The 22,914-nt window shown below is 37.1% G+C and carries 20 protein-coding genes; 7 read left to right on the forward strand and 13 right to left on the reverse strand.

Annotation, left to right across the window (positions count from 1 at the left end; translation table 11 throughout):
- Positions 1 to 60 precede the first annotated feature (60 nt).
- Entirely contained in the window at positions 61 to 1,446 is a 1,386-nt protein-coding gene (locus AC6EIZ_RS06140) for a class II fumarate hydratase (RefSeq protein ID WP_498509693.1), read from the forward strand.
- Between the two features lie 13 nt (positions 1,447 to 1,459).
- Here AC6EIZ_RS06140 and AC6EIZ_RS06145 read toward each other — a convergent pair whose 3' ends face one another.
- A complete protein-coding gene (locus AC6EIZ_RS06145; RefSeq protein WP_498509695.1) occupies positions 1,460 to 4,249 on the reverse strand; it encodes a DEAD/DEAH box helicase in 2,790 nt (929 codons plus the stop codon).
- 130 nt (positions 4,250 to 4,379) lie between these two features.
- Between AC6EIZ_RS06145 and AC6EIZ_RS06150 the strand changes: the two genes are divergently transcribed.
- From AC6EIZ_RS06150 to bioA, 5 genes are all read left to right on the forward strand, one after another.
- Positions 4,380 to 5,522, forward strand: coding sequence for an aminotransferase class I/II-fold pyridoxal phosphate-dependent enzyme (locus AC6EIZ_RS06150; RefSeq protein WP_498509696.1), 1,143 nt, complete (start codon positions 4,380 to 4,382; stop codon positions 5,520 to 5,522).
- Positions 5,519 to 6,247 (forward strand): alpha/beta hydrolase, encoded by a 729-nt coding sequence (locus AC6EIZ_RS06155; RefSeq protein ID WP_498509698.1) that lies wholly within the window; start codon positions 5,519 to 5,521, stop codon positions 6,245 to 6,247. The genes AC6EIZ_RS06150 and AC6EIZ_RS06155 overlap by 4 nt, the downstream gene beginning before the upstream one ends.
- Positions 6,228 to 6,983, forward strand: a complete 756-nt coding sequence (locus AC6EIZ_RS06160) for a methyltransferase domain-containing protein (RefSeq protein WP_498509700.1) — start codon at positions 6,228 to 6,230, stop codon at positions 6,981 to 6,983. Before AC6EIZ_RS06155 ends, AC6EIZ_RS06160 begins: the two co-directional genes overlap by 20 nt.
- Entirely contained in the window at positions 6,980 to 7,624 is a 645-nt protein-coding gene (bioD, locus tag AC6EIZ_RS06165; protein ID WP_498509702.1) for a dethiobiotin synthase, read from the forward strand. Before AC6EIZ_RS06160 ends, bioD begins: the two co-directional genes overlap by 4 nt.
- An 83-nt stretch (positions 7,625 to 7,707) precedes the next feature.
- Complete coding sequence (gene bioA, locus AC6EIZ_RS06170; protein WP_498513205.1) at positions 7,708 to 9,006, forward strand: adenosylmethionine--8-amino-7-oxononanoate transaminase; 1,299 nt, start codon at positions 7,708 to 7,710, stop codon at positions 9,004 to 9,006.
- Positions 9,007 to 9,096: 90 nt separating this feature from the next.
- On the opposite strand, the gene AC6EIZ_RS06175 is transcribed toward bioA, so the two are convergent.
- Positions 9,097 to 9,537, reverse strand: a complete 441-nt coding sequence (locus AC6EIZ_RS06175; protein ID WP_498509704.1) for a J domain-containing protein — start codon at positions 9,535 to 9,537, stop codon at positions 9,097 to 9,099.
- 73 nt (positions 9,538 to 9,610) lie between these two features.
- Between AC6EIZ_RS06175 and rsmG the strand changes: the two genes are divergently transcribed.
- Positions 9,611 to 10,357, forward strand: coding sequence for a 16S rRNA (guanine(527)-N(7))-methyltransferase RsmG (rsmG, locus tag AC6EIZ_RS06180; protein WP_498509706.1), 747 nt, complete (start codon positions 9,611 to 9,613; stop codon positions 10,355 to 10,357).
- Here rsmG and AC6EIZ_RS06185 read toward each other — a convergent pair.
- The 11 genes from AC6EIZ_RS06185 to AC6EIZ_RS06235 all read right to left on the reverse strand — a co-directional run bounded on the left by AC6EIZ_RS06185 (position 10,354) and on the right by AC6EIZ_RS06235 (position 22,879).
- Positions 10,354 to 11,511 (reverse strand): aldo/keto reductase, encoded by a 1,158-nt coding sequence (locus tag AC6EIZ_RS06185; RefSeq protein ID WP_498513207.1) that lies wholly within the window; start codon positions 11,509 to 11,511, stop codon positions 10,354 to 10,356. The genes rsmG and AC6EIZ_RS06185 overlap by 4 nt on opposite strands.
- 85 nt (positions 11,512 to 11,596) lie before the next feature.
- The gene (locus tag AC6EIZ_RS06190) at positions 11,597 to 12,016 is read right to left on the reverse strand and encodes a ferredoxin (protein WP_498509708.1); all 420 of its coding nucleotides are present in this window, start codon (positions 12,014 to 12,016) and stop codon (positions 11,597 to 11,599) included.
- 14 nt (positions 12,017 to 12,030) lie between these two features.
- Positions 12,031 to 12,423, reverse strand: coding sequence for a DUF1257 domain-containing protein (locus AC6EIZ_RS06195; protein ID WP_498509710.1), 393 nt, complete (start codon positions 12,421 to 12,423; stop codon positions 12,031 to 12,033).
- The gene (locus tag AC6EIZ_RS06200; protein WP_498509711.1) at positions 12,423 to 12,626 is read right to left on the reverse strand and encodes a DUF2997 domain-containing protein; all 204 of its coding nucleotides are present in this window, start codon (positions 12,624 to 12,626) and stop codon (positions 12,423 to 12,425) included. The genes AC6EIZ_RS06195 and AC6EIZ_RS06200 overlap by 1 nt, the downstream gene beginning before the upstream one ends.
- Positions 12,627 to 12,714: 88 nt before the next feature.
- Entirely contained in the window at positions 12,715 to 13,524 is an 810-nt protein-coding gene (locus AC6EIZ_RS06205) for a HEAT repeat domain-containing protein (protein ID WP_498509713.1), read from the reverse strand.
- Positions 13,525 to 13,548: 24 nt separating this feature from the next.
- Positions 13,549 to 13,674: a DUF8624 family small hydrophobic protein gene (locus tag AC6EIZ_RS06210; protein WP_498509715.1), complete on the reverse strand. Its 126-nt coding sequence runs from the start codon at positions 13,672 to 13,674 to the stop codon at positions 13,549 to 13,551.
- 65 nt (positions 13,675 to 13,739) lie between these two features.
- Complete coding sequence (locus AC6EIZ_RS06215; RefSeq protein ID WP_498509717.1) at positions 13,740 to 15,491, reverse strand: sodium:solute symporter family protein; 1,752 nt, start codon at positions 15,489 to 15,491, stop codon at positions 13,740 to 13,742.
- Between the two features lie 30 nt (positions 15,492 to 15,521).
- Positions 15,522 to 16,601, reverse strand: coding sequence for a dual-specificity RNA methyltransferase RlmN (gene rlmN, locus AC6EIZ_RS06220; protein WP_498509719.1), 1,080 nt, complete (start codon positions 16,599 to 16,601; stop codon positions 15,522 to 15,524).
- Positions 16,598 to 16,750: a CAB/ELIP/HLIP family chlorophyll-binding protein gene (locus AC6EIZ_RS06225; protein WP_038654151.1), complete on the reverse strand. Its 153-nt coding sequence runs from the start codon at positions 16,748 to 16,750 to the stop codon at positions 16,598 to 16,600. Before AC6EIZ_RS06225 ends, rlmN begins: the two co-directional genes overlap by 4 nt.
- Positions 16,751 to 16,816: 66 nt before the next feature.
- A complete protein-coding gene (locus AC6EIZ_RS06230; RefSeq protein WP_498509722.1) occupies positions 16,817 to 20,926 on the reverse strand; it encodes a DNA-directed RNA polymerase subunit beta' in 4,110 nt (1,369 codons plus the stop codon).
- Positions 20,927 to 20,971: 45 nt separating this feature from the next.
- The gene (locus tag AC6EIZ_RS06235) at positions 20,972 to 22,879 is read right to left on the reverse strand and encodes a DNA-directed RNA polymerase subunit gamma (RefSeq protein WP_498509724.1); all 1,908 of its coding nucleotides are present in this window, start codon (positions 22,877 to 22,879) and stop codon (positions 20,972 to 20,974) included.
- Positions 22,880 to 22,914 lie beyond the last annotated feature (35 nt).

The raw sequence follows: 22,914 nt of genomic DNA on the forward strand, positions 1-22,914 counted from the left end.
GCATGATACTTATCTAAAACCTTTAGCCATCAGAAAACTAAAAATTTCAACCCAAGATCAATGTCCAATATGAAACGACTTGAAAAAGATAGCCTTGGTTCAATTGAGGTTCCAAAAGATGCGCTATGGGGAGCTCAAACTCAACGATCAATATCTAATTTTGCTATTGGTGATGAGGTCATGCCTCTTGAAATCATTCATGCAATTGCCCAAATTAAAGCCTCTGCTGCTCGAGTAAATAATCATCTAGGTCTAATAAATACAGAAGTCACAAAATTGATCATCGAAGCAAGTTCAGAAATTACTGAAGGGAAGCATAATGATCAATTCCCATTGAAAATATGGCAAACAGGTAGTGGGACACAAACTAATATGAACGTCAATGAGGTGATAAGCAATATTGCTTCAAAGCGCTTAAACAATCCTTTAGGTAGCCATAATCCATTACATCCCAATGATCATGTCAATCGCTCTCAATCTACAAATGATGTTTTTCCAGCAGCAATCCAGATCGCCACAATAAAAAGTCTAAAAGGCTCATTAATACCTGAATTAAAAAAAATGATTAATCTATTCCATCAAAAAAGCAATGAATGGAAGGACATAATAAAAATAGGACGTACTCATCTTCAAGATGCTGTACCTCTAACACTTGGACAAGAAGCATCTGCTTGGGAGACTCAATTAGAAGCAGCGTTAAGACGCATAGAAATAAACATTGAAGAACTTTATCCCCTTCCATTAGGTGGAACCGCTATTGGGACAGGGCTAAATACTCCTGAAAATTTCGATAATCTTATTGCTCTTGATATTGCTAAAAAGACAAATTTACCTTTTAAAACTGCCTCTAATAAATTTGCCATTATGGCTAGCCATGATGGTCTAGTAAATATCATGTCTCAACTCAAGTTATTAGCAGTCACTTTTCTAAAGATTGTTAATGATCTTAGGCTCTTATCTTGTGGACCAAGAGCTGGATTGTCAGAACTACAGCTGCCAGCGAATGAGCCTGGAAGCTCAATAATGCCAGGGAAAATTAATCCTACTCAATGTGAAGCCATGGCAATGATATGTACTCAAATAATTGGAATGGACACCTCAGTATCAATAGCAGGAAGTGGGGGACATCTACAAATGAACGTTTATAAACCATTAATTGGCTATAATATTTTAAAAAGTATTCATCTTATTCAAAATTCATGTAAAAGTTGCAGAAAAAATATGATTGAAGGGATAAAACCCAACAAACCAAAAATCAAACAATATCTTGATAATTCCTTAATGTTAGTAACTGCATTAGCACCATCTATTGGATACGAAAAAGCAAGTAAAATTGCCCAATTAGCATATGAGAAGGATATCAGTTTAAGACAGGCATCCAATCAACTCAATTTTATAGATGAAAAAGAATTTGATAGACTTATTGATCCAAAATCTATGATTTGACGTAATTGAAAAATTACTTTTTAATTTCATTATTTCTTTCAGTTGCTGGGTTGATAATTTCATTTTTCTTTTCTTTTGCTTGATTAATATCTTCAGCTTCACATACAGGGAATCTATCCATCAATTTCATCGCTGTTTTAGCATTATTTCTAAGCTGCCTACTCACCGCCTCGCAATATGGGATTTGTGAGAGTAAATCATTTGTTCTTCTGAGAATTCTTACAACATCTCCCTCATCTAAAGAAGTGTTTGCAATCAAATCAATCCAAGTACTCCCTCTTGCCCAGGCTTCTACTAAACCCATTAATTCTGAACTCCATAAAATTGGGACTTCTATACCAAATCGTTCTTGAACTCTAAACAATTCCCTTCGGATATTTGATAAATCATTAAAAGCCTCGTCAGCAACTGCACTAGGAATGAATCCAGACCATAGATCAGGTCGATTAACTTCCGTAGTAATTGACTGAATAACTCCAGCTAATTCTGTTGGAGTAAGTTCATCAAGATTTCCACTAATCAAAACCAAACCTATCCATAACTCATTTTCACCTCTTAAAGACCCAATACCTCTACCGATTTCAGTTGGTGTTAAATCTTCCAAGCATCCGAAGTGGTTTAGAACTTTTATTAATGATAAGAAAGTATCCCAGTGACGATTAGATCTGTCATACAACCTCTCCTCACGTTCATGAATTTCAATATCTAATTCGCCCATCCTACGTCTATGTTTCTTCAATTTTTTCTTATCTCCCCAGCGATGAGCTGGCTGAAGCAACAATTCATCATCGAGGGATTTAACTAATTTAGCTTGAGACAAAACTTCACTTGCAAGATCATACTGAGGTGTTCTCATATCATTTTTCTGCGCCAAATTGAAAATTATTGAAGCTATTTCATTACTTATTAAATCACCATGATATATTTCACCCAATCTCATGATTTTAGGAGACGTAAGTTGTGATACGTCTAAGCAAGTTAGATCAGCATAAAGACTAACAACTTCCCTACAAGAAATAAGTATCCAAATATTATCATCTGTTAAGCACAATAACTGAGATTTCTTATCTGCCTTTTGTATTTTTTCAACAATAACAGCAGGTGTAACTTTCCCTCGTAGCTGGGCAGTTTTTAAACTTATAAGAGTTCCATTATTTGCAAATTCTAAAGCCAAGCTCAGTTCATTAGATAAAGTTTCAGCAGATTGTTTTTGGAGAATTTTCAAGAGTCGTCTTTCTTCCTTTAAATGACTTTTTATTTTTTCGTATCTTTCAAAATCTGACCAAGGTACCTCTTCGGCATAGATTTTATATTCTTTAAACTCCTTTTTTAATCTTGATAATTCTTTCTCCTCCTCGACTAAATCCAAACTAGCTAAATATCTACTAAAGCTTCTTTCTATCAATTCTCTTGATTTATCCAAATCATATCTCTGTAATAGATTCAGAACCATTCCATAGCTTGGAGTGAATTGACTAATCAATGGATCGGCAGGGCTGGTAGCCAATTGACCGGCTTCTCGAACTCCCTCAAATCGAGTTTGTACTGTGACAACATACCCCTTAGGGTCAAGACCTCTTCTTCCAGCTCTACCAGCCATTTGCAAAAATTCACTCCCCATTAATTGTCGATGTCCATTATCTGATCTCTTAGATAACGTAGATATAATTGTACTTCTAGCCGGCATATTGATTCCAGCAGCTAATGTTTCAGTTGCAAATACAACCTTTATCAATCCTTCTTGAAATAATTCCTCAATGAATTCTTTCCATGCAGGCAGAACACCTGCATGATGAGAAGCAATCCCATTAAATAAAGCTCTTATATGCAAATCATCTCTAAGACCTTCTGAATTTAAAATTGAATACTTTTCGAATCGAGCTTGAATTAAATCTCTCTCAGCTTGGTTAACCAAGCAAGTACTAGCTATTGTTTTCACAGCTTTATCGCAACCACGACGACTAAATATGAAATAAATAGCTGGCAACATTTTTTTCTCTGCCATTTTCGATATTACAAAACTCAATGAAGGAGCATCAGGTTGACTAGGTTTGGAGATACGTCCTCTCTTCTTATGTGACTTTGTTGGACGCCAAATCTTACAGTTTGGATGTAATCCAGTCCCTTTATCATTTAGTAATGGATGAAGTCCTTTAGCACTACAAAAATTAAATTCCAGAGGAACTGGCCTTAAATCACTAGCTATAAGATCTGTTGGTCCATGAACTTGCTCAATCCAATCAGTTAATTGACCAGCATTTGCAACAGTTGCAGATAACGCAACAAACTGAACCGATTTAGGACAATGAATAATTGATTCCTCCCATACTGTCCCTCTATGAGCATCATTCATGTAATGACATTCATCAAGAACAACAGTTTCTACATCAAGCAACGGATCATCATTTCTATCTGCTGCTGCATAAAGCATATTTCTAAAAATCTCAGTGGTCATAACAAGAATCGAAGCCTCTCTATTCAGGCTTAAATCACCTGTTAAAAGGCCAACATTGCTTGACCCAAATTGCTGCCTAAAGTCTCTTAACTTTTGATTAGATAGAGCTTTTAAAGGCGTTGTATAAAACACCTTATTTCCATGAGAAATAGCTCTATAAATTGAATACTCACCTATTAATGTTTTGCCTGATCCTGTAGGGGCACTGACAACCACAGAATGCCCTTGATTGAGTGAATCAATTGCTTTAAGTTGAAACTCATCCAATGCAAAAGGAAAGATTTCCTTTGGATTTAAATTGTTTTGGTGGATTTCGTTCTCAGACGTATCTCTTTCTAATGAAGTCATTGCTAAATCCTAGGGGATTTTTCTATGACCACATCATTATTGACGTGGATACATAATGAAATCAAGAAACTAAAGAAAAAAATGTTAAGCCAACACTCAAATCTTCAAACTCAAACACCCAAATAACAATATGCCAGAAATCCCTAAAGCTAGAATTCGTAAACTCAGAACTTGGACGCCAGGAAAGAGTTCATCAGAATTAATTGGTGTAGATGAATATAAGAATCAAATTAGGTTAATTGACTTGGCAAGCAATGACTATCTAGATCTAGCAAGACATCCATTATTAATTGAGGCAGCCAGACAAACTTTAGAAACTGATGGAGTTGGTTCTGGAGGATCAAGATTTATTACTGGTAGTAGAAATATTCATCAAAAACTTGAAACAAAACTTGCTGAATGGCTTAATCGTGACATTGTCCTACTTTACCCGAGTGGTTTCCAGGCTAATCTTGCTGCAGTTTTAGCACTTACTGACCGTCATACTCCTGTTATTTGTGATCGTCTAATACATCATTCTCTACTCGTTGGAGTCAAAGCAAGTGGAGCAAAGCTAATTAGATTCAAGCACAACAATTTACTTGAATTAGAAACACTTTTAAATAAATGTAGGCAAAGTAATCCTCAGAAAAAACCTTTAGTAATTACTGAGAGTCTTTTCAGCATGGAGGGAACAACAGCTCCCATCAAGAAAATTTCAAAGCTATGTATTAAATATGATGCAAAGTTATTGGTCGATGAAGCTCATGCTTTTGGCGTTATGGGTTCAGAGGGAAGAGGCGAGTCATTTGGACTAAAAGAACCTATTTCAATGATCAGTGGAACTTTCGGTAAAGCATTCGGAAGTGGAGGAGCATTTCTGGCAACAGACAAGATAAGAGGAGAAAATCTAATACAAAACTGTGGGGCATTTCGCTATACAACTGCATTGGCTCCTCCACTCTGTGCAAGTGCTTTAGCTGCATTAAATCTAATTGAAAGCAATCCTCGCTGGGGTAGCGAACTCCAAAAGAAATCAAGATCTCTAAGAGACACATTAACTCAAATTGGTTGGCAACGACCTCTCGGAGAAGGTCCAATAATCTCCATAATTTTAGGTTCAGACGAGTTGGCTATCGATTACCAAAAAAGACTTGAGGCTCAAGGTCTCCTTACTGTTGCGATCCGTCCCCCCACTGTCCCTGAAGGGAAGTCGAGACTAAGATTAGTTATCAAACGAAATACTCCAGTAGAGGCATTTGAAAGAATCATCAAAGTTCTTAAAAGCAAATGAAAGAAATTATTGCCATGCATGGGTGGGCTGGTGATAGCAATCAATGGTCAAGTTGGATAGAGTTGTTTAAGTGTTGCAATTGGCAATGGCAAACTGGTGAACGCGGATATAAAGAGATAAGTCCATATGCACCCAAATGGAACAACAACTTAAACTCAGCCAAACTAAAAAAAGTTGCTATATGTCACTCTCTTGGTTTACATTTAATAGATAATCAAGTTTTGAATACATCTACTCATGTTGTCTTAATCAATAGTTTTAGTCGTTTTATTCCAAGTGGCAAAGAGAGTAGCTCTGTAACAATGGCTCTAAATAGGATGATGAATACAATTGATACACCTAATGAAGCATCCATGTTAAGAAAATTTCATATAAAAGCATATAAACCTAATCACATAGACATTGAGTCAAGAGAATCAAGTCACCTCCATATATCTGACTCAGGAAGGGTGAAACTCAAAAGTGATTTAAAACTTCTTATGAATTCTGGTTCTCTACCAATTGGCTTAAATACTAATGCCAAAGTACTTATTGTTAACAGTAAGCAAGACTATATATTAGCTAATCAAACAAAAAAAAAGCTAGCTGAAGATTTAAAAAAACACTTAGAAGTATTACCCACAATAATCAATCTTCAGGAAGAAGGTCATTCTATTTCTAGAATCAAAAATATCAAAAGAATAAAAGACTGGCTAGAATCTGATTATGCAAAAACAATGGTCTAGCCTAGTTAATAAAAACTTTAGCGAAGCTGCATTAAGTTATAACGAATCAGCATCAATTCAAAAACTTACTGCTTTCAAACTCGCCAAGATATGTTCACATTATTCAATTAAAAATGGACTGTGGGTTGACCTTGGTTCTGGCACTGGTCTCCTCGCAAAATCATTAGAGGCCCTGCATCCAAGCCAATATGTAATGAGATTGGATAATTCTAAAAAGATGCTTGATCAACATTCAACAAAGAGTAGTATACAAATTTGGGATTTAAATTATGGGTTACCTAAATGGTCTAGACAAGCAAATTTATTAGCTTCCAGTTTTGTATTACATTGGCTCGACAACCCACAAAAGCAACTGAAGGAATGGTTTAACTCTCTCAGGCCAGATGGATGGATTGCTTTGGCAATCCCAATTCAAGGAAGTTTTCCTGAGTGGTATGAAGCTGCAGAGCAGGCAGAATTACAATGTACAGCTCTTGAGTTACCATCACACGACTCACTATTAAGAGTCATTCCAAATCCAAATATTTTATACAACAAAGTTGAAATTATCAAACAGACAGCTGGAAGTGCAACTTCATTATTGAAACCGATGATTAAGGTCGGAGCACACAGCAGTGACAAGAAACAATTAAGTATTTCAGATTGGCGCCATCTATTGTCTTGTTGGCCAGTTTGCAATGAGGATAAACAAGTAAGCCTTAGTTGGTCTATTCAGTTTTTATTAATAAAACGATGAGTATTTTCTCAAAAAGAATTATTATTTGTGGTACTGATACAGATGTAGGGAAAACAATAGTCAGTAGTTTTTTCGTCCAAGGTCTTAATGGTATCTACTGGAAACCCATTCAAAGCGGGACCGATGAGGGTACAGATACACAAACTGTTTGTAAGCTATTGGATCTTTCACCTAACCGTCATCTTGCTGAAAAATATAAATTTAAGGCTCCAGTCTCTCCACATTGGGCTGCTGAAAAAGAATCTAGATTTATAGAACCAAATAATTTAAACTTACCCGACTTAGACAAATTAATAATTGTCGAAACTGCAGGTGGGCTAATGGTTCCTTTAAATCGAAATTGGCTACAAATAGATCAAATCAAAGTCTGGGGATCACCTATTATTCTTGTAGCAAGAACTGGTCTTGGTACTCTCAATCACACTTTATTGAGCCTAGAGGCTTTAAGGAATAGAAATATAAATGTATTAGGAATAGTATTGAACGGCCCTTCGCATAATGACAACCCAAAAACTCTAGAACAATTTGGAGGTACTAAAATTCTTGCAAGGCTTCCTATCTTTGAAGAAGTCAGCTCAAAAGCTCTCTCTCAAGAATGGAAAAAACAACAATTAGGTCAAAAGCTTAAACAATACATTTGAAATTAAAATTTTATTTTTTTATTAATCAATAGATTATTTTGACTCTAATCAAGTTAAATGAAATAAGAGGAAAACTAAATTTAATGAATGAGAAAGAAAATTCGAATAAAACTCTTCAGAATCCTCATATTTGGCCACCTTTCACACAACTTACATCGTCAAAACCTCAATTATTAGTTGAAAAAGCAAAAGATGCCCTTTTATTTCCTAAAAATAAAACTCCAATAATCGATGGTATTAGTAGCTGGTGGGTCACCCTACACGGTCATGCAAATGAATATATTGCCAAAGCTATCGCAAAACAAGCAGAGCAATTAGAGCAAATTATCTTTGCAGATTTCACTCATCCACAAGCTGAATTATTAGCTCATCGACTAAGTAAGTTAACAGGTCTAGAAAAATTATTTTTTTCAGATAATGGCTCTACTTCCGTAGAAGTTGCTTTAAAAATGGCCCGTCAATGGTGGAAAAACAAGGGTGACAATAGATCTCAAATCATTGCATTTGAAGGTGCCTATCACGGAGATACATTTGGTGCAATGGCAGTAGGAGAGCGAAATATATTTAGTGAGCCTTTTGATCAAATGCTATTTCCTGTTAGTAGAGTGCCTTGGCCTGAAACATGGTTGGGGGATGAAAGCTTTGAAAAAAGAGAAAAAGAAGTTTTAGAAACTCTTGAGCGCCTTTTGAAAACGCCAACTATTGCGGTAATTCTTGAACCATTAGTGCAAGGGGCTGGAGGGATGAGAATGGTTCGTTCAGAATTTTTAGTAGAAGTAGAGAAAAGAATTCGCCAGGCCGATTCCTTACTCATTACAGATGAAGTTTTGACTGGCTTTGGAAGATGTGGAGCATTATTTGCATTTCAAAGAGCTGAATTAAAGCCTGACCTTATATCACTCTCAAAAGGATTAACGGGTGGTTTCCTTCCGATGGGAGTAACTATGTCAAGCAAACGTATTTCGGAAGGGTTCCTTGGTGAGGATCCCAAGCATACTTTCTGGCATGGGCATAGTTTTACAGCTAATCCACTTGGCTGTGCAGCGGCCAATGCCAGCTTAGATCTTCTAGAAAAATCCCCTTATAAATTTTTAGATTTCGAGTCACGTCATCTACCTCATCTACAAAAAATAGTTAAAGATTCAAGAATTGAATATCCAAGAATTACAGGAACTATTGCTGCTTTCAATATTAAAGTTAAAGGTAAAAAAGGATACCTAAATTCAGTGGGAAAAATCATAAAAACCAATGCGATGAAGGCTGGTGTGTTCATTAGGCCATTAGGAGATGTGGTTTATCTCATGCCACCACTTTGTATCACCGATGAAGAACTAGAGAAATGCTATTTTGGAATCCAGGAGGGTTTAAACTCTCTCTCCTAGTATGTTTTAGTTTTTTTAGATAGTATTAAATAGAAAGTCAATCTCTGTGAAACAATAAATTCATTTTGTTATACATACAGCATAAATAAATCACATCAACCAACTTGGAGTAAATCCTATGCTTCCTCCCCTTAAAAGAGCAATCAACAATCCTAGAGCCAAGCTCAAGAGAATAGAAGTTATTAAAAGAAGAAGTGAAAGCAATTCACCACCTGAAAATGGTCGCCTTACCCCTATAGATTTAGAAAATTGCACAGGTTCTATCTTGATTGAATTAGATTCTGTTTTTTGATTTGTAAAATTATTTTCTTTTTCTATACTTAAATCGTAATTTGCCCTTAGAACAGGATCGCTTAATAAATCATAAGCCTCACAAACACTTTGAAATTGTTTTGTCGCTTCATCACTTGGAAGAGAGGTGGTATCTGGATGAAGTCGCAAACTGAGTTTGCGAAAAGCTTTTCTAAGCTCTGCATTATTTGCAGAAGGAGAAACCCCAAGCAATTCGTAACAATTATAAGAATGCTTCAATTAAAGAAAATATAATCTAATGTATACAGATTTTATCTAAATATCTTAGGCCTGACTATTTTTTTAACTCCAAATGTCTACTGATAAAAACAACAAAAAGTTAACTCATTCAATGATGTGGGATAAAATTAAATGGGAGCCTACTAAAAAACAACTAGATCAATTTATTCAAATACAAGAGTTACTTAGGAAATGGAATAAGAAGACAAACCTTACTCGTCTAGTAGATGGAGATGATTTCTGGATCGCACAAGTATATGATAGTTTATTGCCACTTAAAAAAGAACTTCAATCTCAAATCCTTTCTCAAAAATATATAGATGTTGGTTCTGGCTGTGGATTCCCCGGTATAGCTATAGCCATAGCTTTACCAAATTCAAATATCACTCTTCTAGATTCTTCAAGTAAGAAAACGACTTTCTTAAAAGAAGTTTCAAAAGAAATTGGATTAAGTTCTCGTATAACAGTTGTAACCGAGCGAGCTGAGTCAGCAGGAAAGGACCAAGTCTTTAGAGGAAGTTTTGACTATGCGATCGCTAGAGCCGTTGCGCCAGCAACTGTAGTAGCAGAATATCTCGTGCCTTTTCTAAATTCGAGAGGTCAAGCTCTCATATACAAAGGGACCTGGAGCCAAACAGAGCACAAGGTAATAAAGAAAGCCTTGAAACAACTAAATGCAGAAATAAAACAAATACATGAATCTATACTTCCTGATAATCGAGGTATTAGAAATATTATTAGAATTAGCTCTACTAAAAAATGCCCCAATGAATATCCAAGACCTATTGGCAAACCCAAAAAACAGCCGTTAGGTTATTAAATACCCCATAATCTATCTCTTCTTTCTCCCCCTAATCGATCTTTTAATTTTCTAAGAACACTTGGTATTTCAGACCTCCACGGGCTATTAACCAAGACTTTTTTTAAGTCATCCACTCTCACTTCACAATCTAAGCAATCTGCGTTTGCCCCTGGGAACCAATGTCCACCTCTACCTAAAAGAGCATAACGATCTTTAGCAAAGCTTTCCATGTCCCAAGCCTCTAATAAATTATTTAGCCACAACAACACAGGTATATTTATCTCTCCTGGAGTTTGATCCCAACTAGGTAAACCTACTTTCCAAGTAGTCAGCCACGCTTCACCTAGCGACTCATATGAAGCGTTTATTAATCGTTTTTGTATGATATCAATTGAACTTTTTATATTATTTATTTTAGAGATGGCATGCAAATGAATATCAAGATCTTCAGGCTTTGACGCTCCAACACTTAAGGTATGAATTCTTTTGTCTCTCAAACAAAACAAATCATTAAATTCTATTGGGTGCAAAGGATTACATAACTCTAAAAGTTTCAATGACGGAGTGTGTAAATGACCTCCCTTATCAGTTGGACTAATAATAAAAACACCCATATCATAATCATTGGCTGCCTTTAAAGCTTTTTCATGTTCTTGACGAATAAAATACCAATGCAGATTTACATAATCAAAAAGTCCTGTTTCAATTGTTTTTATTATCAGGTCCGTCTTTGCATGAGTTGAGAAACCAATATGACCAACAAGACCCTCTTTTTGCCAACGACGAACAATTTCTAGACACCCCTCAGGACGAATAGCCATATTCAAATGCTCTGGAAGATTAATACCATGAATAGCTAATAAATCAATTTTCTCTGTGCCTAATTTACTTAAACTCAGCTCAAGTTCTTGCTCAAAAATCGAAGTATCATTATTTGGTGGGATTTTTGTTTGCAATATTCTTTTTGGGTCTTCGATTTGACCCAAGGCCCATCCTATTTGCAGTTCTGATGTCCCATAATGACGAGCAGTTTCTATGTGATGTAAGCCTTCTTGCGCAGCCCGATTAATAGTTTTTTTCAAGATTTCTTGTTGTTGCTGGTTGATTTCCTTAGGATCTAAATCCTTCCAACTTTGTTGAAAACGCATTCCGCCAAGAGATAAAACAGGCATTTGAATTTCTGTTCGCCCAAATCTTCTACTGGGAATTGAACTATTTTTAAAATATTTATTTCTTGTCAATTTAATCTTTTAAAAATCAGGTAACAGGGGGCAAACCTAAATTCCTAAAATGATGATTTGTTATGACCTCTCCTAATTTCTTTAAGTCCTCAAAAGGAACCCATTCAATGCAATCCACAGGGCAAGTATCTATAGCTTCTTGTATTAGTTCATCACTATCTCCATCTTGTCTAAACGCTCTTGCTCTTCCTTGTTCAGGTTCCATTGCAAATGTATTAGTAGCAACTGAGCTGCAATATGTACAGCCTATACATTTTCTCTCATCAACCCAAACAGCTTTTTCCCTTAATTTTCCTCCTAAGACTGGATCTCTACCATTAAGCTGGAAATCTTCATTATTTGAAGCTTCAAAAGCAGCATTAGTATCATGAGTATCAGCTAGCTGCTGATGCTCATTAGACCTAGTTTCAAAAGCGGCGCTAGGATCAAAAGTCAATTTAAATTAGTACTTTAAGAGTCCCAACGAGTAACTACTAATTCTATAGACCCATCAACATTTTTCTTTTGCTCGGATACTTGAAATCCTTCTTGAGCAGTTGAATCAAGAACAGTATTTAAAGCATAACGTTGAGTGACCTGAGCTAAAAATCTCTCTACTGGTATTGATTGTTTCCATAGATCTAAATCAGTTACTAGTTCATATGATTTTGTACTTTGATTCCAGCGAAATCCTATATCTGCTCCTTTGCTCATTTCGACAGTCATTTCAGCTTTGACTGTTTGTCCTCTATAACCCCTAACCAAATTTTCACCATCATTAGGAACATATCCTAAGTCTATAAGAGCCTGTTTTAAGAACTCTTTCTTACGGAGCTGGGTTTTTACTGTGCTGAAATGTGACATCAGTGGATTTCTGCAGGAATAGTCTGTTTTTGGACCTTTTCACGTAGAAAGGTATCAGAGGTTGGCTCTCTCCGCTCAACGGTGCCTAAGGCATCTTCAAGCTTCTCTGTTAAATTGATACATGCTTCTCCAACAAGACCTTCGACGGTTTCTTCAACGCGTCCATCTTGTCGGATTTTAAAGCGCAATGTGCGTTGGGGCATGTAATAAAGGTCTAAGTAACGAATGATATAGAAAAAAAGTATAGATTCGCGAATTATTAATTACAACGAAGTGTTTTTGTACCAAAAATTAAAGCAATTGACCATCATCAATTAATGATTTTAATTTTTTTTGTACCTCTGGATTATCCAATTGCTCCAAAGCTGTCCTTGCTTCATACCTGACAGAAGGCTCACGCTCATTCAATAAAACAGAAATAAAAGCCTCAACTATGTGAGATTTGATTTCCTCACTCAAAAGGCTGTAAAGGCGACCAAGAGACCAAATACAGTTGCTCCTAACGATTGGTTCAGCATCTATTTGCAAACTTTCAAGTAATTGATGTGCTGCTGGTAAAGAGTTTTCTACTGAATTAAGTCCGACTTCTGCTAGAGAACTGGATGCCCAAAGTCGAACTGCAGAAACATCTTGTTTTAATGCATTAATTAGAGGTTCTAGAACAGGGGCATTTGAGTAATTTCCAAGACTCCAAGCAGTAGCTTTTCTCACATAAGCATTACTATCGAACCTTAACAAATGTAATAAAAGGTCGATAGCTTTAGGACAAGGATTTCTACCTAAAGCATAAACTGCACTCATTCTCACAACAGGAGAAGGTTCTTCAAGTAAAGGGACTAGGAATTGAGGAGCTCTGGAATCTCTATGCTCACAGAAGACTCTTAGACCTTGAAGTCTTTCTTCATTTCCAGATTGAAGCCATTTCAATGCGATATCGCACTTTTTTGATGAATTCAATAAATCTTCATCAGTTTTATCTAGTTCGATTTCATCTAAAGGATCTCCAGCCAACTGAGCGGCTAATTCCCGAGCCAACAGATCAGGATCTATGGCCAAATTAGCCAAACCTTCTTTACTTAAATTTTGATTTGCATCATTCATAGCTCTGACTGACGAAGAGCAATCTTAATTAATTGGTGCTGGTGCAAGCATATCCCCAGGCAGCCATATTCGAGCGCTGACTGCAAACAAAGCGATAGCAAAAAGAGCCACAATCAAAATAGGGAAAAGAGTTGTCCGTAAGAAACCCAAGGTTGAAAGTTAGTTAGAATTTCATTCTGCTCTAAATTTTGACCATTTGGCTATGAAGGGTCAACTTATTGAGTTATTAGTCTTGTTTTCTTCATTAAAAAAACACAACTGACCGCAATGGAAAGTGCAATCCAAGCGCTCCTCTCTTGATGTAATAAGAAAGCTCCAATACTGACTAAGCCACCATAGAGAATTCCTGAGCCTAAAACGAAGCGAGATCCAAGCACTAATAAAGAGTCAACTGGATCAATCTTCAATTTTTTCCTCAATTTGTTCCAACCTGGGCCTGGGGGTTTTACCTGCATAACAAATTTACTGAGTGTATCCTCAGACTCTGGCTCAGTAAAAAATAAAGTAAGCATCCAAATTACAGCGGTAATTGAAGTAGTGAATAAAAGTCTTTTCCCGAAATCTTCAATTATAAACAAAGGAAAAACTGAGGTGATTAAGCCTATAAAAAAACCACTCAACATTGCAGAAAGTTCGGCTAGAGCATTAACTCGCCACCAAAACCATCTAAGGACAAGAACAGCCCCTGGGCCTGTACCTATAGCAATCACAAGTCTAAACATTGAACCAATACTGTTATTAAACAAAGCTGTCACGACTCCAATTAGAAGTAACAAAATACTTGCAAGCTGACCCATAAGAATCATTTCTCGGGAGCCAGCCGATGGTCTCAAAAATCTTTTATACAGATCATGTGCAAGATAACTTGCCCCCCAATTAATTGAAGTGCTTACAGTACTCATAAATGCAGCAACCAATGAAACAACAACTAATCCAAGTCCAATGGGTGGTAAATATGTAACAGCAAGACTTGGATAAGTTAATTCCCAGTCACTCTGATAAGGCAAAAGAACTAAACCCGCCAATCCAACTAGAATCCAAAGCCAACTGCGAATAAGATAATTAACAATTAAAAAAACTATTCCTGCCAAAGTTGCTTGTTTTTCATCTTTAGTAGCCAATAAACGTTGTATAAATTCCCCTCCACCATCACTACGTCTAAAACTCCACCACTGCAAGGAAATAAAAGCGAAAAAAGTAGTAATACTAATTCCTGAACTATCCAACCAATTGAAACCATCTTTATTAAATATCCATGGGAACAAAGAAAGCAGCTCAGGTCGATCTAATGCCTGTAACTTTATTAATAAATCTGTCATACCACCTGAAGCATCTAGAGCCACATAGCAAACAGCAAATGCACCAAGAAGAGCCAAAACCAATTGCACAAAATCATTAACAACTACCGCCCAAAGCCCCCCTAGAACAGTGTAAATGAGAACAAACGAAGCAACTAAAATCATTAAAAATATAGTGTCAGTAAACGTCCCAAATACAATATGTCCATCCACTACTCCTAATGATTCTGCCACTTTACGCATTGCCAAGAAAGCATAACCAATCCCAATACAATTGACTGGAACAGAAAGTAAAAAAGCTTTTATACCTCTTAAATAAGCTGCTGGTTTCCCCCCATAACGTAATTCAGTAAAGGCTGCGTCAGTCAATACTCCACTACGCCTCCAAAGTGGAGCAAATATGACTGTCATAGCAACATGTGCAAGTCCAAAACTCCACCACTCCCAATTCCCGGCTAAGCCTCTAGTCCCAACAATGCCAGCCACATAAAGAGGGGTATCAATCGAAAACGTTGTGGCAGCCATAGATATTCCTGCAAGCAAACCAGTTAGACGGCGACCAGCAACAAAATAATCAGCTTCATTGTGATTTTTGAGAGATATATAAACCCCTAATGCCAAAGAAAATAATAAATAAATAAAGAAAATAAACCAATCAATAAATGTCATAAGAGCTGGTAAATCTTTAATTTTTATTGATTAGTTGATTTTAATTTTATCGACTGTCTTCCTTCTTAATTGTCCGCATGCCGCATCTTTATCTCTACCTCTACTTGCACGAACACTTACAGCAATTCCCTGATTTTCTAGTAGTTCTCTAAAATCATTAACTCTGGATTGGCTAGGTCGTTTAAAGTTCTCTTCAGCAATTGGGTTATAAGCTATCAAATTAACATGGCTCTGAAAGCCTCTCATTAGATTAGCTAATTGTTCAGCGTGAATATGTTTATCATTCAAACCACCAAGAAGAATATATTCAAAACTCACCCGTCTACCTGTAAGTTCTATATATTTTTTGCAGTCGTTAAGTAATGAGGTTATGGGATAAGAACTGGCCGAAGGAATTATTAATTCACGCAACTTCTGATTAGGTGCATGAAGGCTGACTGCAAGGGTGAATTTAACTCTTCCTAAACGCTCTTGAGCTAATTTTGCTAGATCTGAGAGAGTATCAGGTATTCCTACAGTACTAAGAGTTATTTTCCTTTGACCAATACCAATATCATTAGTAAGACATTCGATAGAGTCTAAAACATTAGCAATATTTAGAAGTGGCTCTCCCATGCCCATGAAGACAACATGTGTTGGCCTCCTATTCATTGTTTCTCGGACACTAATAACTTGATCTACTATCTCATTCACATTAAGAGATCTATTAAGCCCCCCCTTCCCAGTCGCACAAAACTTGCAACCCATAGGACAACCAATTTGACTAGAGACACAAACAGTAAGTCTTTTGTCTGTTGGTATTCCTACTGTTTCTATAATCTCACCATCAAAAGTCCCCATCAATAATTTTAATGTTGCATCTGCCGCAACAACTCTATTAACTTCATCAAGTCTTCCAATATTTATTCCTTTACTTTCTAATGAATCTCGCCATTTCTTTGGAAGAACAGTTATTGAGTCTAAGCTTTTTGCCCCTCTTTGATAAATCCATTCATAAATTTGCCTACCACGAAAAGGTTGTTCACCTTCCTGACGTGCAAATTCTTCAAGATCTTCCGAACTTAAGCCAAGTAAAGGGAAATTACTTGATAGTTTAGGAAGTTTTGTCACCAATTCATCAACCCATGCCCCAATTTAAATTCTAAAAGAACTAATGCAATAAAACCAATCATTGCCCATCTACCATTAACACGTTCGGTATGTGTATGAAATCCATACCGAGGTAATTTACGTTTGGGAACAACAGGAGGATCAATCATCGATGGCCAATTAAGTGGAGGTACTAAATATTAGAAAAATTAAAAGAGTATTGTAGAAAAATTCATTTATTCATCTGAAAGTAATCCTTCTTCTTGCAAACCCTCCAAAGCAGCAGGATCTGGCATTTGGTCTTCATTTAAATCATCATCACCTATTGGGCGAGCAAATGCTGCAAAATTACTCGTAGTAGGGTCGATTCCATGTCTACTTCTAGTTGCCTCTAAATCCTCTTCACTAGGGTCATCCAAAACAGCAGTATTCTTGGCGACTGGGGAGGAGGGCATGTCAACAGTATAGTCAGGTCTAAGGTTTTGTATCCTTCGATAACCAGCAGGATCTTCTGCCAAAATATCAGGATGAGGGCCTGCTTCATCATTCAGCTCTTCAACAAAGCCACTAAAACCTGTACCAGCCGGTATCAAGCGACCAATAATTACATTTTCTTTAAGTCCACGAAGCCAATCAGACTTCCCTTCAATAGCCGCTTCGGTCAGGACTCTTGTTGTTTCTTGGAATGAGGCAGCTGAGATAAAACTATCAGTATTAAGTGATGCTTTTGTAATACCAAGTAAAACAGGAGTAAATTCTGAAGGAGCTCCTCCAGTAATCGATATAGCCTGATTTGTATCTTCAACTTGTCTGAGTTCTATTAATTCTCCAGGTAAAAATGTAGTGTCTCCCGCATCTTCTATTCTAACTTTACTGGTCATCTGCCGAACAATTACCTCTATGTGTTTGTCATCTATAGCTACTCCTTGAGATTTATAAACATTTTGTACTTCACTTACCATCCTATGCTGAAGCTTTGCTATTGCCTCCTGAGCAGCATCCATTAGAGGTTTTTTATCACGTAAGTCTGCAAAGAAACACTCCAAAAGCTCATGAGGATTAACTGGGCCATCGGTCAAGAACTCTCCAGCAACAACTTGTTGGCTATTTCGAACCATTACATTACGTCCTAACAAAATTGGATATTCGGAAATCACATCATTATCTTCAATAATAGATACAACTAAAGAATCATCGTCATCTCCTTTTTTAATATCTACTGTTCCGGACTTTTTACATAGGATAGCCGAATCCCTAGGTCTACGAGCTTCAAGCAACTCTTCGATCCTTGGTAAACCTTGAACAATGTCTCCTGTTTTTTGTCTTTCAAAGACCAGCAAGGCTAAACCATCACCTCTTTGGACTAGATCCCCATCACGAACATGAAGGACTGAATCTGGTGAGACCATATAAGGTCTACCTAGACGCAACTTAACTTTCTTTCCATCAATCTTCTCTATTTCCCCACAAGCACCTATTGGTTGGTCTTTTGAAACAAAGTCACCATCCACTACTCTTTGCCCAACTTTCAAAAGAATGGTTCCTTTGGAATCAATTGTTATTGTATCTTCATCCCTTTCAACTATAAGTCTACGAACAGGATCACCGTCAAAAGCATCAGGAAGTTGAACAATTCCCTCTTGCTTGCATAAGATCTGAGTCGTCGCAACAACATCTCCGGCTAAAACAATTTGAGCATTTTCTATCTGTAATTCCGTATGTGTTGAGCCATGGCTTGAATCAGATGTAGTATCTCTTCTAACTAAAATACTTTCAAGAATAACTAATTTCAGTCTATCAATATCCTTTGAATTGGAGTCTTTAACAACTTCTACATCTACTGTCATCTGTGGTGTTGTATCAAATGTCTCAAGCATCAATTGAGTTTTAAGCAATTCGATACCTTCAACCGATTTAATAAGTTCCCCATCCTTAAATGCAAGTCTTTGAGATGCTTTAATTCCTAGTGATGGGCCTTTAGGTTGTTTAACATGATCCAATTCAGGTAGTTGCGCTTGGTCAGGAATGGTGAATTCCTCAACAGGTCGTAGTAAAAGACCTTTACCTTCTGGTGTTTCAACTGATTGAACCATAACCATTGAATCAGTCTTAATACCTTTTGCGATAGTTTCGCCAGGATTAACTATTTGACCATCACCCTCAAACCTATCTAGTGCTTTACTTTCTTTGCATAGCTTGAAAGTACCGCTTCTAACTATAATTTCTCTTAGAATATCATTCTTCTGAGTGACAGTAACTATTCCAGCAGTTTGACTAAAAATATCTTTAACGACTTCTGTGCCTGCCTCTATCCATTGACGATCTTTAATCATCAATAGTGAAATATCTTTATTTATTTCATGAGTTTCTTGAGGAATCCATAAAAGAGTCCCCCCTTTACTAACCTCATAACCATTCTTTGCAGAACGAGCTTTTTTAATTGTTAGTCCAGGAGCATATTTAATAAGTCCTCCGGTTTCAGTTTTAAAACGATCGTCTGATAACTCAGCAATGACCTCGTTATTGCCAATTTTACTTCCAGGAATAGTATTTAATCTATAACGGGTGTTATCTTTTGCTTCAAGATGCCATATTTCACCTGAGTGAGTCGACTCTTCAAGCAATTTAAAATCCTTCAACGTCATAGACGTAGTTACTATTTGAACTTCTCTGGAATCCCCAATGGAATCTCTTAGTCTTACCTCTCCTCCAAACTCACTTGCTTGGCTTGCTTCAGCTAAGACCTGTCCCTTGTCTACAGCGACATTACCAGACACAACTGGCATAGCATTGGGAGGTAAGTTATATACATCTCCCGCTAGGACCCAAAGCCTACCAAGTCGTTGAGCTTTAAGAGTTATATTGCCTTGCCTATCTGTAACCTCTCTAGGTTGAATAATTGATTCATGCCTAACTTGTCCAGCCAAATCACATATAACATCTTTAGTAGCTTTTTCAACACTTTTCTGGACAGTTCCACTAGCAATCTGAGCAACGGTCACATCTACATCGATATCTTGATTATTGTCTACGAAGAGTAGAGAACCTATAGGTATATCAATCTTCTGAGACTTAGCACCAGTTATAGGAACAATACTAAGACTAAAATCAACCTCTGCTTGCTGAGCCTCAACACCATGTGGTGTTCTATAGCCTCTAACTCGAGCCTTTGAACCAAATTCAACTTTACCGGAAACAGTAGAGCGGACAACGCCAGTCTCTGCTGTTGAAACTCCGCCAGTGTGGAAAGTCCTCATTGTTAATTGAGTACCTGGTTCACCAATAGATTGAGCAGCAACAATACCAACTGCTTCCCCTAAATCAACTAGTTGGTTGTGAGCGAGGGCCCAACCATAGCATTTACGACAAACTGATCTGGTCGCCTCACATGTGAGAGGAGACCTAACCCTGACACCCTGAAGATTTGATTGCTCAAATTTCTTAGATAGTTGTGGGTCAATTGGAGTATCTCTTTCAGCTAAAATATCCTGATCAACATTAACTATTTGTTCTGATGTCAATCGTCCAACAAGCCTATTACCGAACTTTTTGTCCTCTGCACTTATTAAAATTGATCTTGTAGTTCCACAATCCTCTTCTCTAACAATTACATCTTGAGCTACATCAACCAAGCGTCTAGTTAAATATCCAGAGTCAGCTGTTCGTAGAGCAGTGTCAACAAGACCTTTTCTCGCTCCATAAGAAGAGATGACATATTCGGTTACTGTTAGCCCTTCTCTAAAATTAGTTCGTATTGGTAGGTCAATGATCTCACCTTGAGGGTTTGCCATTAATCCTCTCATCCCAACTAGCTGACGAACCTGAGACATATTGCCTCTAGCTCCTGAATTTGCCATCATCCATACTGAATTCAATGGATCATTTTGATTGAAATTCTTTTTAACAGCATCAACCAATCTTTCATTAGTCTCTGTCCAAGTGTCTATAACTTTTGTATGCCTCTCTACCTCAGTGATTTCTCCTAATCTATAGCATTCCTCTGTAGCAGTTATTTGTTCTTCCGCCTGACCAAGTAAATCTTGCTTAGCTTCTGGAACTTTTAAATCATCTACAGAAATTGAAACTGCTGCCTGAGTTGCATACCTGAAACCTAAGTCCTTTAAATGATCGGCCATAGCAGCAGTTGCCGCGGTTCCATGATGTTTAAATGCCCATGCAACTAAATTTTTCAAACCTTTCTTATCAACTACTTTATTTCTAAAAGGTGGAGGAGTCTTAGAAAGTCTTGGCATAACTTTCATCGCTGCTGCTTTTTTTGCTTTTGAACCTCTTTTTGCTTTTGATTTAGTAGAGGATTTACGAGTTTTAGGAGAGGAAGAAGTCATGAATAAAGGTATTAAAGAAAGAAAGAAAGGTGTTTATTCTAAAAGTTATGAGGTGGCTGCTACAGCATCAATAATCGTATGATTCATCACTACACGACCAACTGTAGTCAAGATATAACGGCTAATTAAACTTCCATCTTCATCTAATCGGTCTCGTCGATATGTCCATTCCTCAACACGAGTGCCATCTTTCAAAATCTCCGACTTTCGTGGTTTCTGAAGCTCTTCATCATCCTCAATTTCACCAGAGAACCTTACCCAAACCCAATCATGCAAGTCTATTCTCTTATCTTCTAGAGCTTGTAAAACGTCAGAGAGTGATGCATATGTATATGAATAATCTCCGAACTTAGGTTGAATTGCTTGAGGCTGAATTGCAGTTAGGTAATAGGAGCCTAAAACCATATCTTGAGAGGGAGTAACAATAGGATCACCAGTTGCGGGGGAAAGAATATTATTACTGGCTAGCATCAACATCCTTGCCTCAGTTTGCGCCTCAATCGCTAAAGGGACATGAACAGCCATTTGATCCCCATCAAAATCAGCATTAAAAGCTGGACATACCAATGGATGCAACTGTATAGCTCGACCAGCGACTAATTTCGGCTCAAATGCTTGAATGCCTAATCGATGCAAAGTTGGGGCACGATTGAGAAGAATAGGATGACCATCAATAACTTCCTGTAATACCTGCATTACTTCATCGTCAGCTTTCTGTATCAATTTCTTTGCAGCTTTGATGTTGTTGACAATATTTTGACGAATCAATCTATGAATTACAAAAGGCTGAAAAAGCTCTATTGCCATTTCTTTGGGCAATCCACATTGATGCATTTTCAACTTAGGGCCAACTACTATTACTGAACGGCCAGAATAATCAACCCTTTTCCCAAGTAAGTTCTGACGAAATCTACCTTGCTTACCCTCAATAATATCGCTTAGAGATTTCAATGCACGATTATTTGCACCAACAACAGTTCTTCCTCTTCTTCCATTATCAATAAGTGCATCTACCGCCTCTTGTAGCATTCTTTTTTCATTTCTAACTATTATTTCCGGTGCTAAGATCTCTTGAAGACGAGCAAGACGGTTGTTCCTATTAATAACTCTTCTATATAGGTCATTTAAATCTGAAGTTGCGAATCTCCCCCCATCCAATTGAACCATAGGCCTCAAATCAGGAGGTATTACAGGTATCGCATCTAAAACCATCCACTCTGGACTAGCACTTGTAGCAATAAAATTATCAATCACCCTTAGCCTTTTAATCAACTTAGCCCTTTTCTGGCCTTTACTTGTTGCAATTTCTTCTCGCAATTGCTCGGCTACTTCTTTTAAATTTAAATCTTCAAGTAGTTGTTTTAAAGCCTCTGCACCTATCCCCACAATTGGTTCATTCTCGATAGTTGAATCTTCAGCATAAATCTCGTCTTCAATCTCAAGCCATTCATCTTCAGTTAATAGCTGTTTATATTTGAGGTCCTTACTATCTCCTATATCTAAGACAACATAGCAATTAAAATAAACAATTTGCTCGACATCCCGAAGAGGCATGTCTAACAAAATAGCGACATAACTGGGAATACCTTTTAAATACCAAACATGGGATACAGGAGCTGCTAATTTAATGAATCCCATTCTATGCCTTCTAACCCGACTTTCAGTTACTTCAACACCACACCTTTCACAAACAATACCACGATGTCTCACTCTCTTATATTTTCCACAATGGCATTCCCAATCCTTGGATGGGCCAAAAATCTTTTCACAAAATAATCCATCCATCTCCGGCTTCAGTGTTCGATAATTTATTGTTTCAGGCTTGGTTACTTCCCCTACAACTTGTCCATTTGGCAAAGTTCTTTGCCCCCATTCCATTACTCTTTCAGGAGATGCTAGTTTGATTTTGACATAATCAAAATGATTTTCTGTACGTAAATTGCTATTAGTCATGAGAAATTAAAGTGATTGGATGATTGGTTTTGATT

The sequence above is a fragment of the Prochlorococcus sp. G4PB16 genome (assembly GCF_059772465.1).

Coding starts and splice junctions, on each gene's coding strand:
- AC6EIZ_RS06140 (WP_498509693.1), top strand. CDS start 61: ATGTCCAATATGAAACGACTTGAAAAAGATAGCCTTGGTTCAATTGAG.
- AC6EIZ_RS06145 (WP_498509695.1), bottom strand. CDS start 4,249: ATGACTTCATTAGAAAGAGATACGTCTGAGAACGAAATCCACCAAAAC.
- AC6EIZ_RS06150 (WP_498509696.1), top strand. CDS start 4,380: ATGCCAGAAATCCCTAAAGCTAGAATTCGTAAACTCAGAACTTGGACG.
- AC6EIZ_RS06155 (WP_498509698.1), top strand. CDS start 5,519: ATGAAAGAAATTATTGCCATGCATGGGTGGGCTGGTGATAGCAATCAA.
- AC6EIZ_RS06160 (WP_498509700.1), top strand. CDS start 6,228: ATGCAAAAACAATGGTCTAGCCTAGTTAATAAAAACTTTAGCGAAGCT.
- bioD (WP_498509702.1), top strand. CDS start 6,980: ATGAGTATTTTCTCAAAAAGAATTATTATTTGTGGTACTGATACAGAT.
- bioA (WP_498513205.1), top strand. CDS start 7,708: ATGAATGAGAAAGAAAATTCGAATAAAACTCTTCAGAATCCTCATATT.
- rsmG (WP_498509706.1), top strand. CDS start 9,611: ATGTCTACTGATAAAAACAACAAAAAGTTAACTCATTCAATGATGTGG.
- AC6EIZ_RS06185 (WP_498513207.1), bottom strand. CDS start 11,511: ATGCCTGTTTTATCTCTTGGCGGAATGCGTTTTCAACAAAGTTGGAAG.
- AC6EIZ_RS06195 (WP_498509710.1), bottom strand. CDS start 12,423: ATGTCACATTTCAGCACAGTAAAAACCCAGCTCCGTAAGAAAGAGTTC.
- AC6EIZ_RS06200 (WP_498509711.1), bottom strand. CDS start 12,626: ATGCCCCAACGCACATTGCGCTTTAAAATCCGACAAGATGGACGCGTT.
- AC6EIZ_RS06205 (WP_498509713.1), bottom strand. CDS start 13,524: ATGAATGATGCAAATCAAAATTTAAGTAAAGAAGGTTTGGCTAATTTG.
- AC6EIZ_RS06215 (WP_498509717.1), bottom strand. CDS start 15,491: ATGACATTTATTGATTGGTTTATTTTCTTTATTTATTTATTATTTTCT.
- AC6EIZ_RS06225 (WP_038654151.1), bottom strand. CDS start 16,750: ATGATTGATCCTCCTGTTGTTCCCAAACGTAAATTACCTCGGTATGGA.
- AC6EIZ_RS06230 (WP_498509722.1), bottom strand. CDS start 20,926: ATGACTTCTTCCTCTCCTAAAACTCGTAAATCCTCTACTAAATCAAAA.
- AC6EIZ_RS06235 (WP_498509724.1), bottom strand. CDS start 22,879: ATGACTAATAGCAATTTACGTACAGAAAATCATTTTGATTATGTCAAA.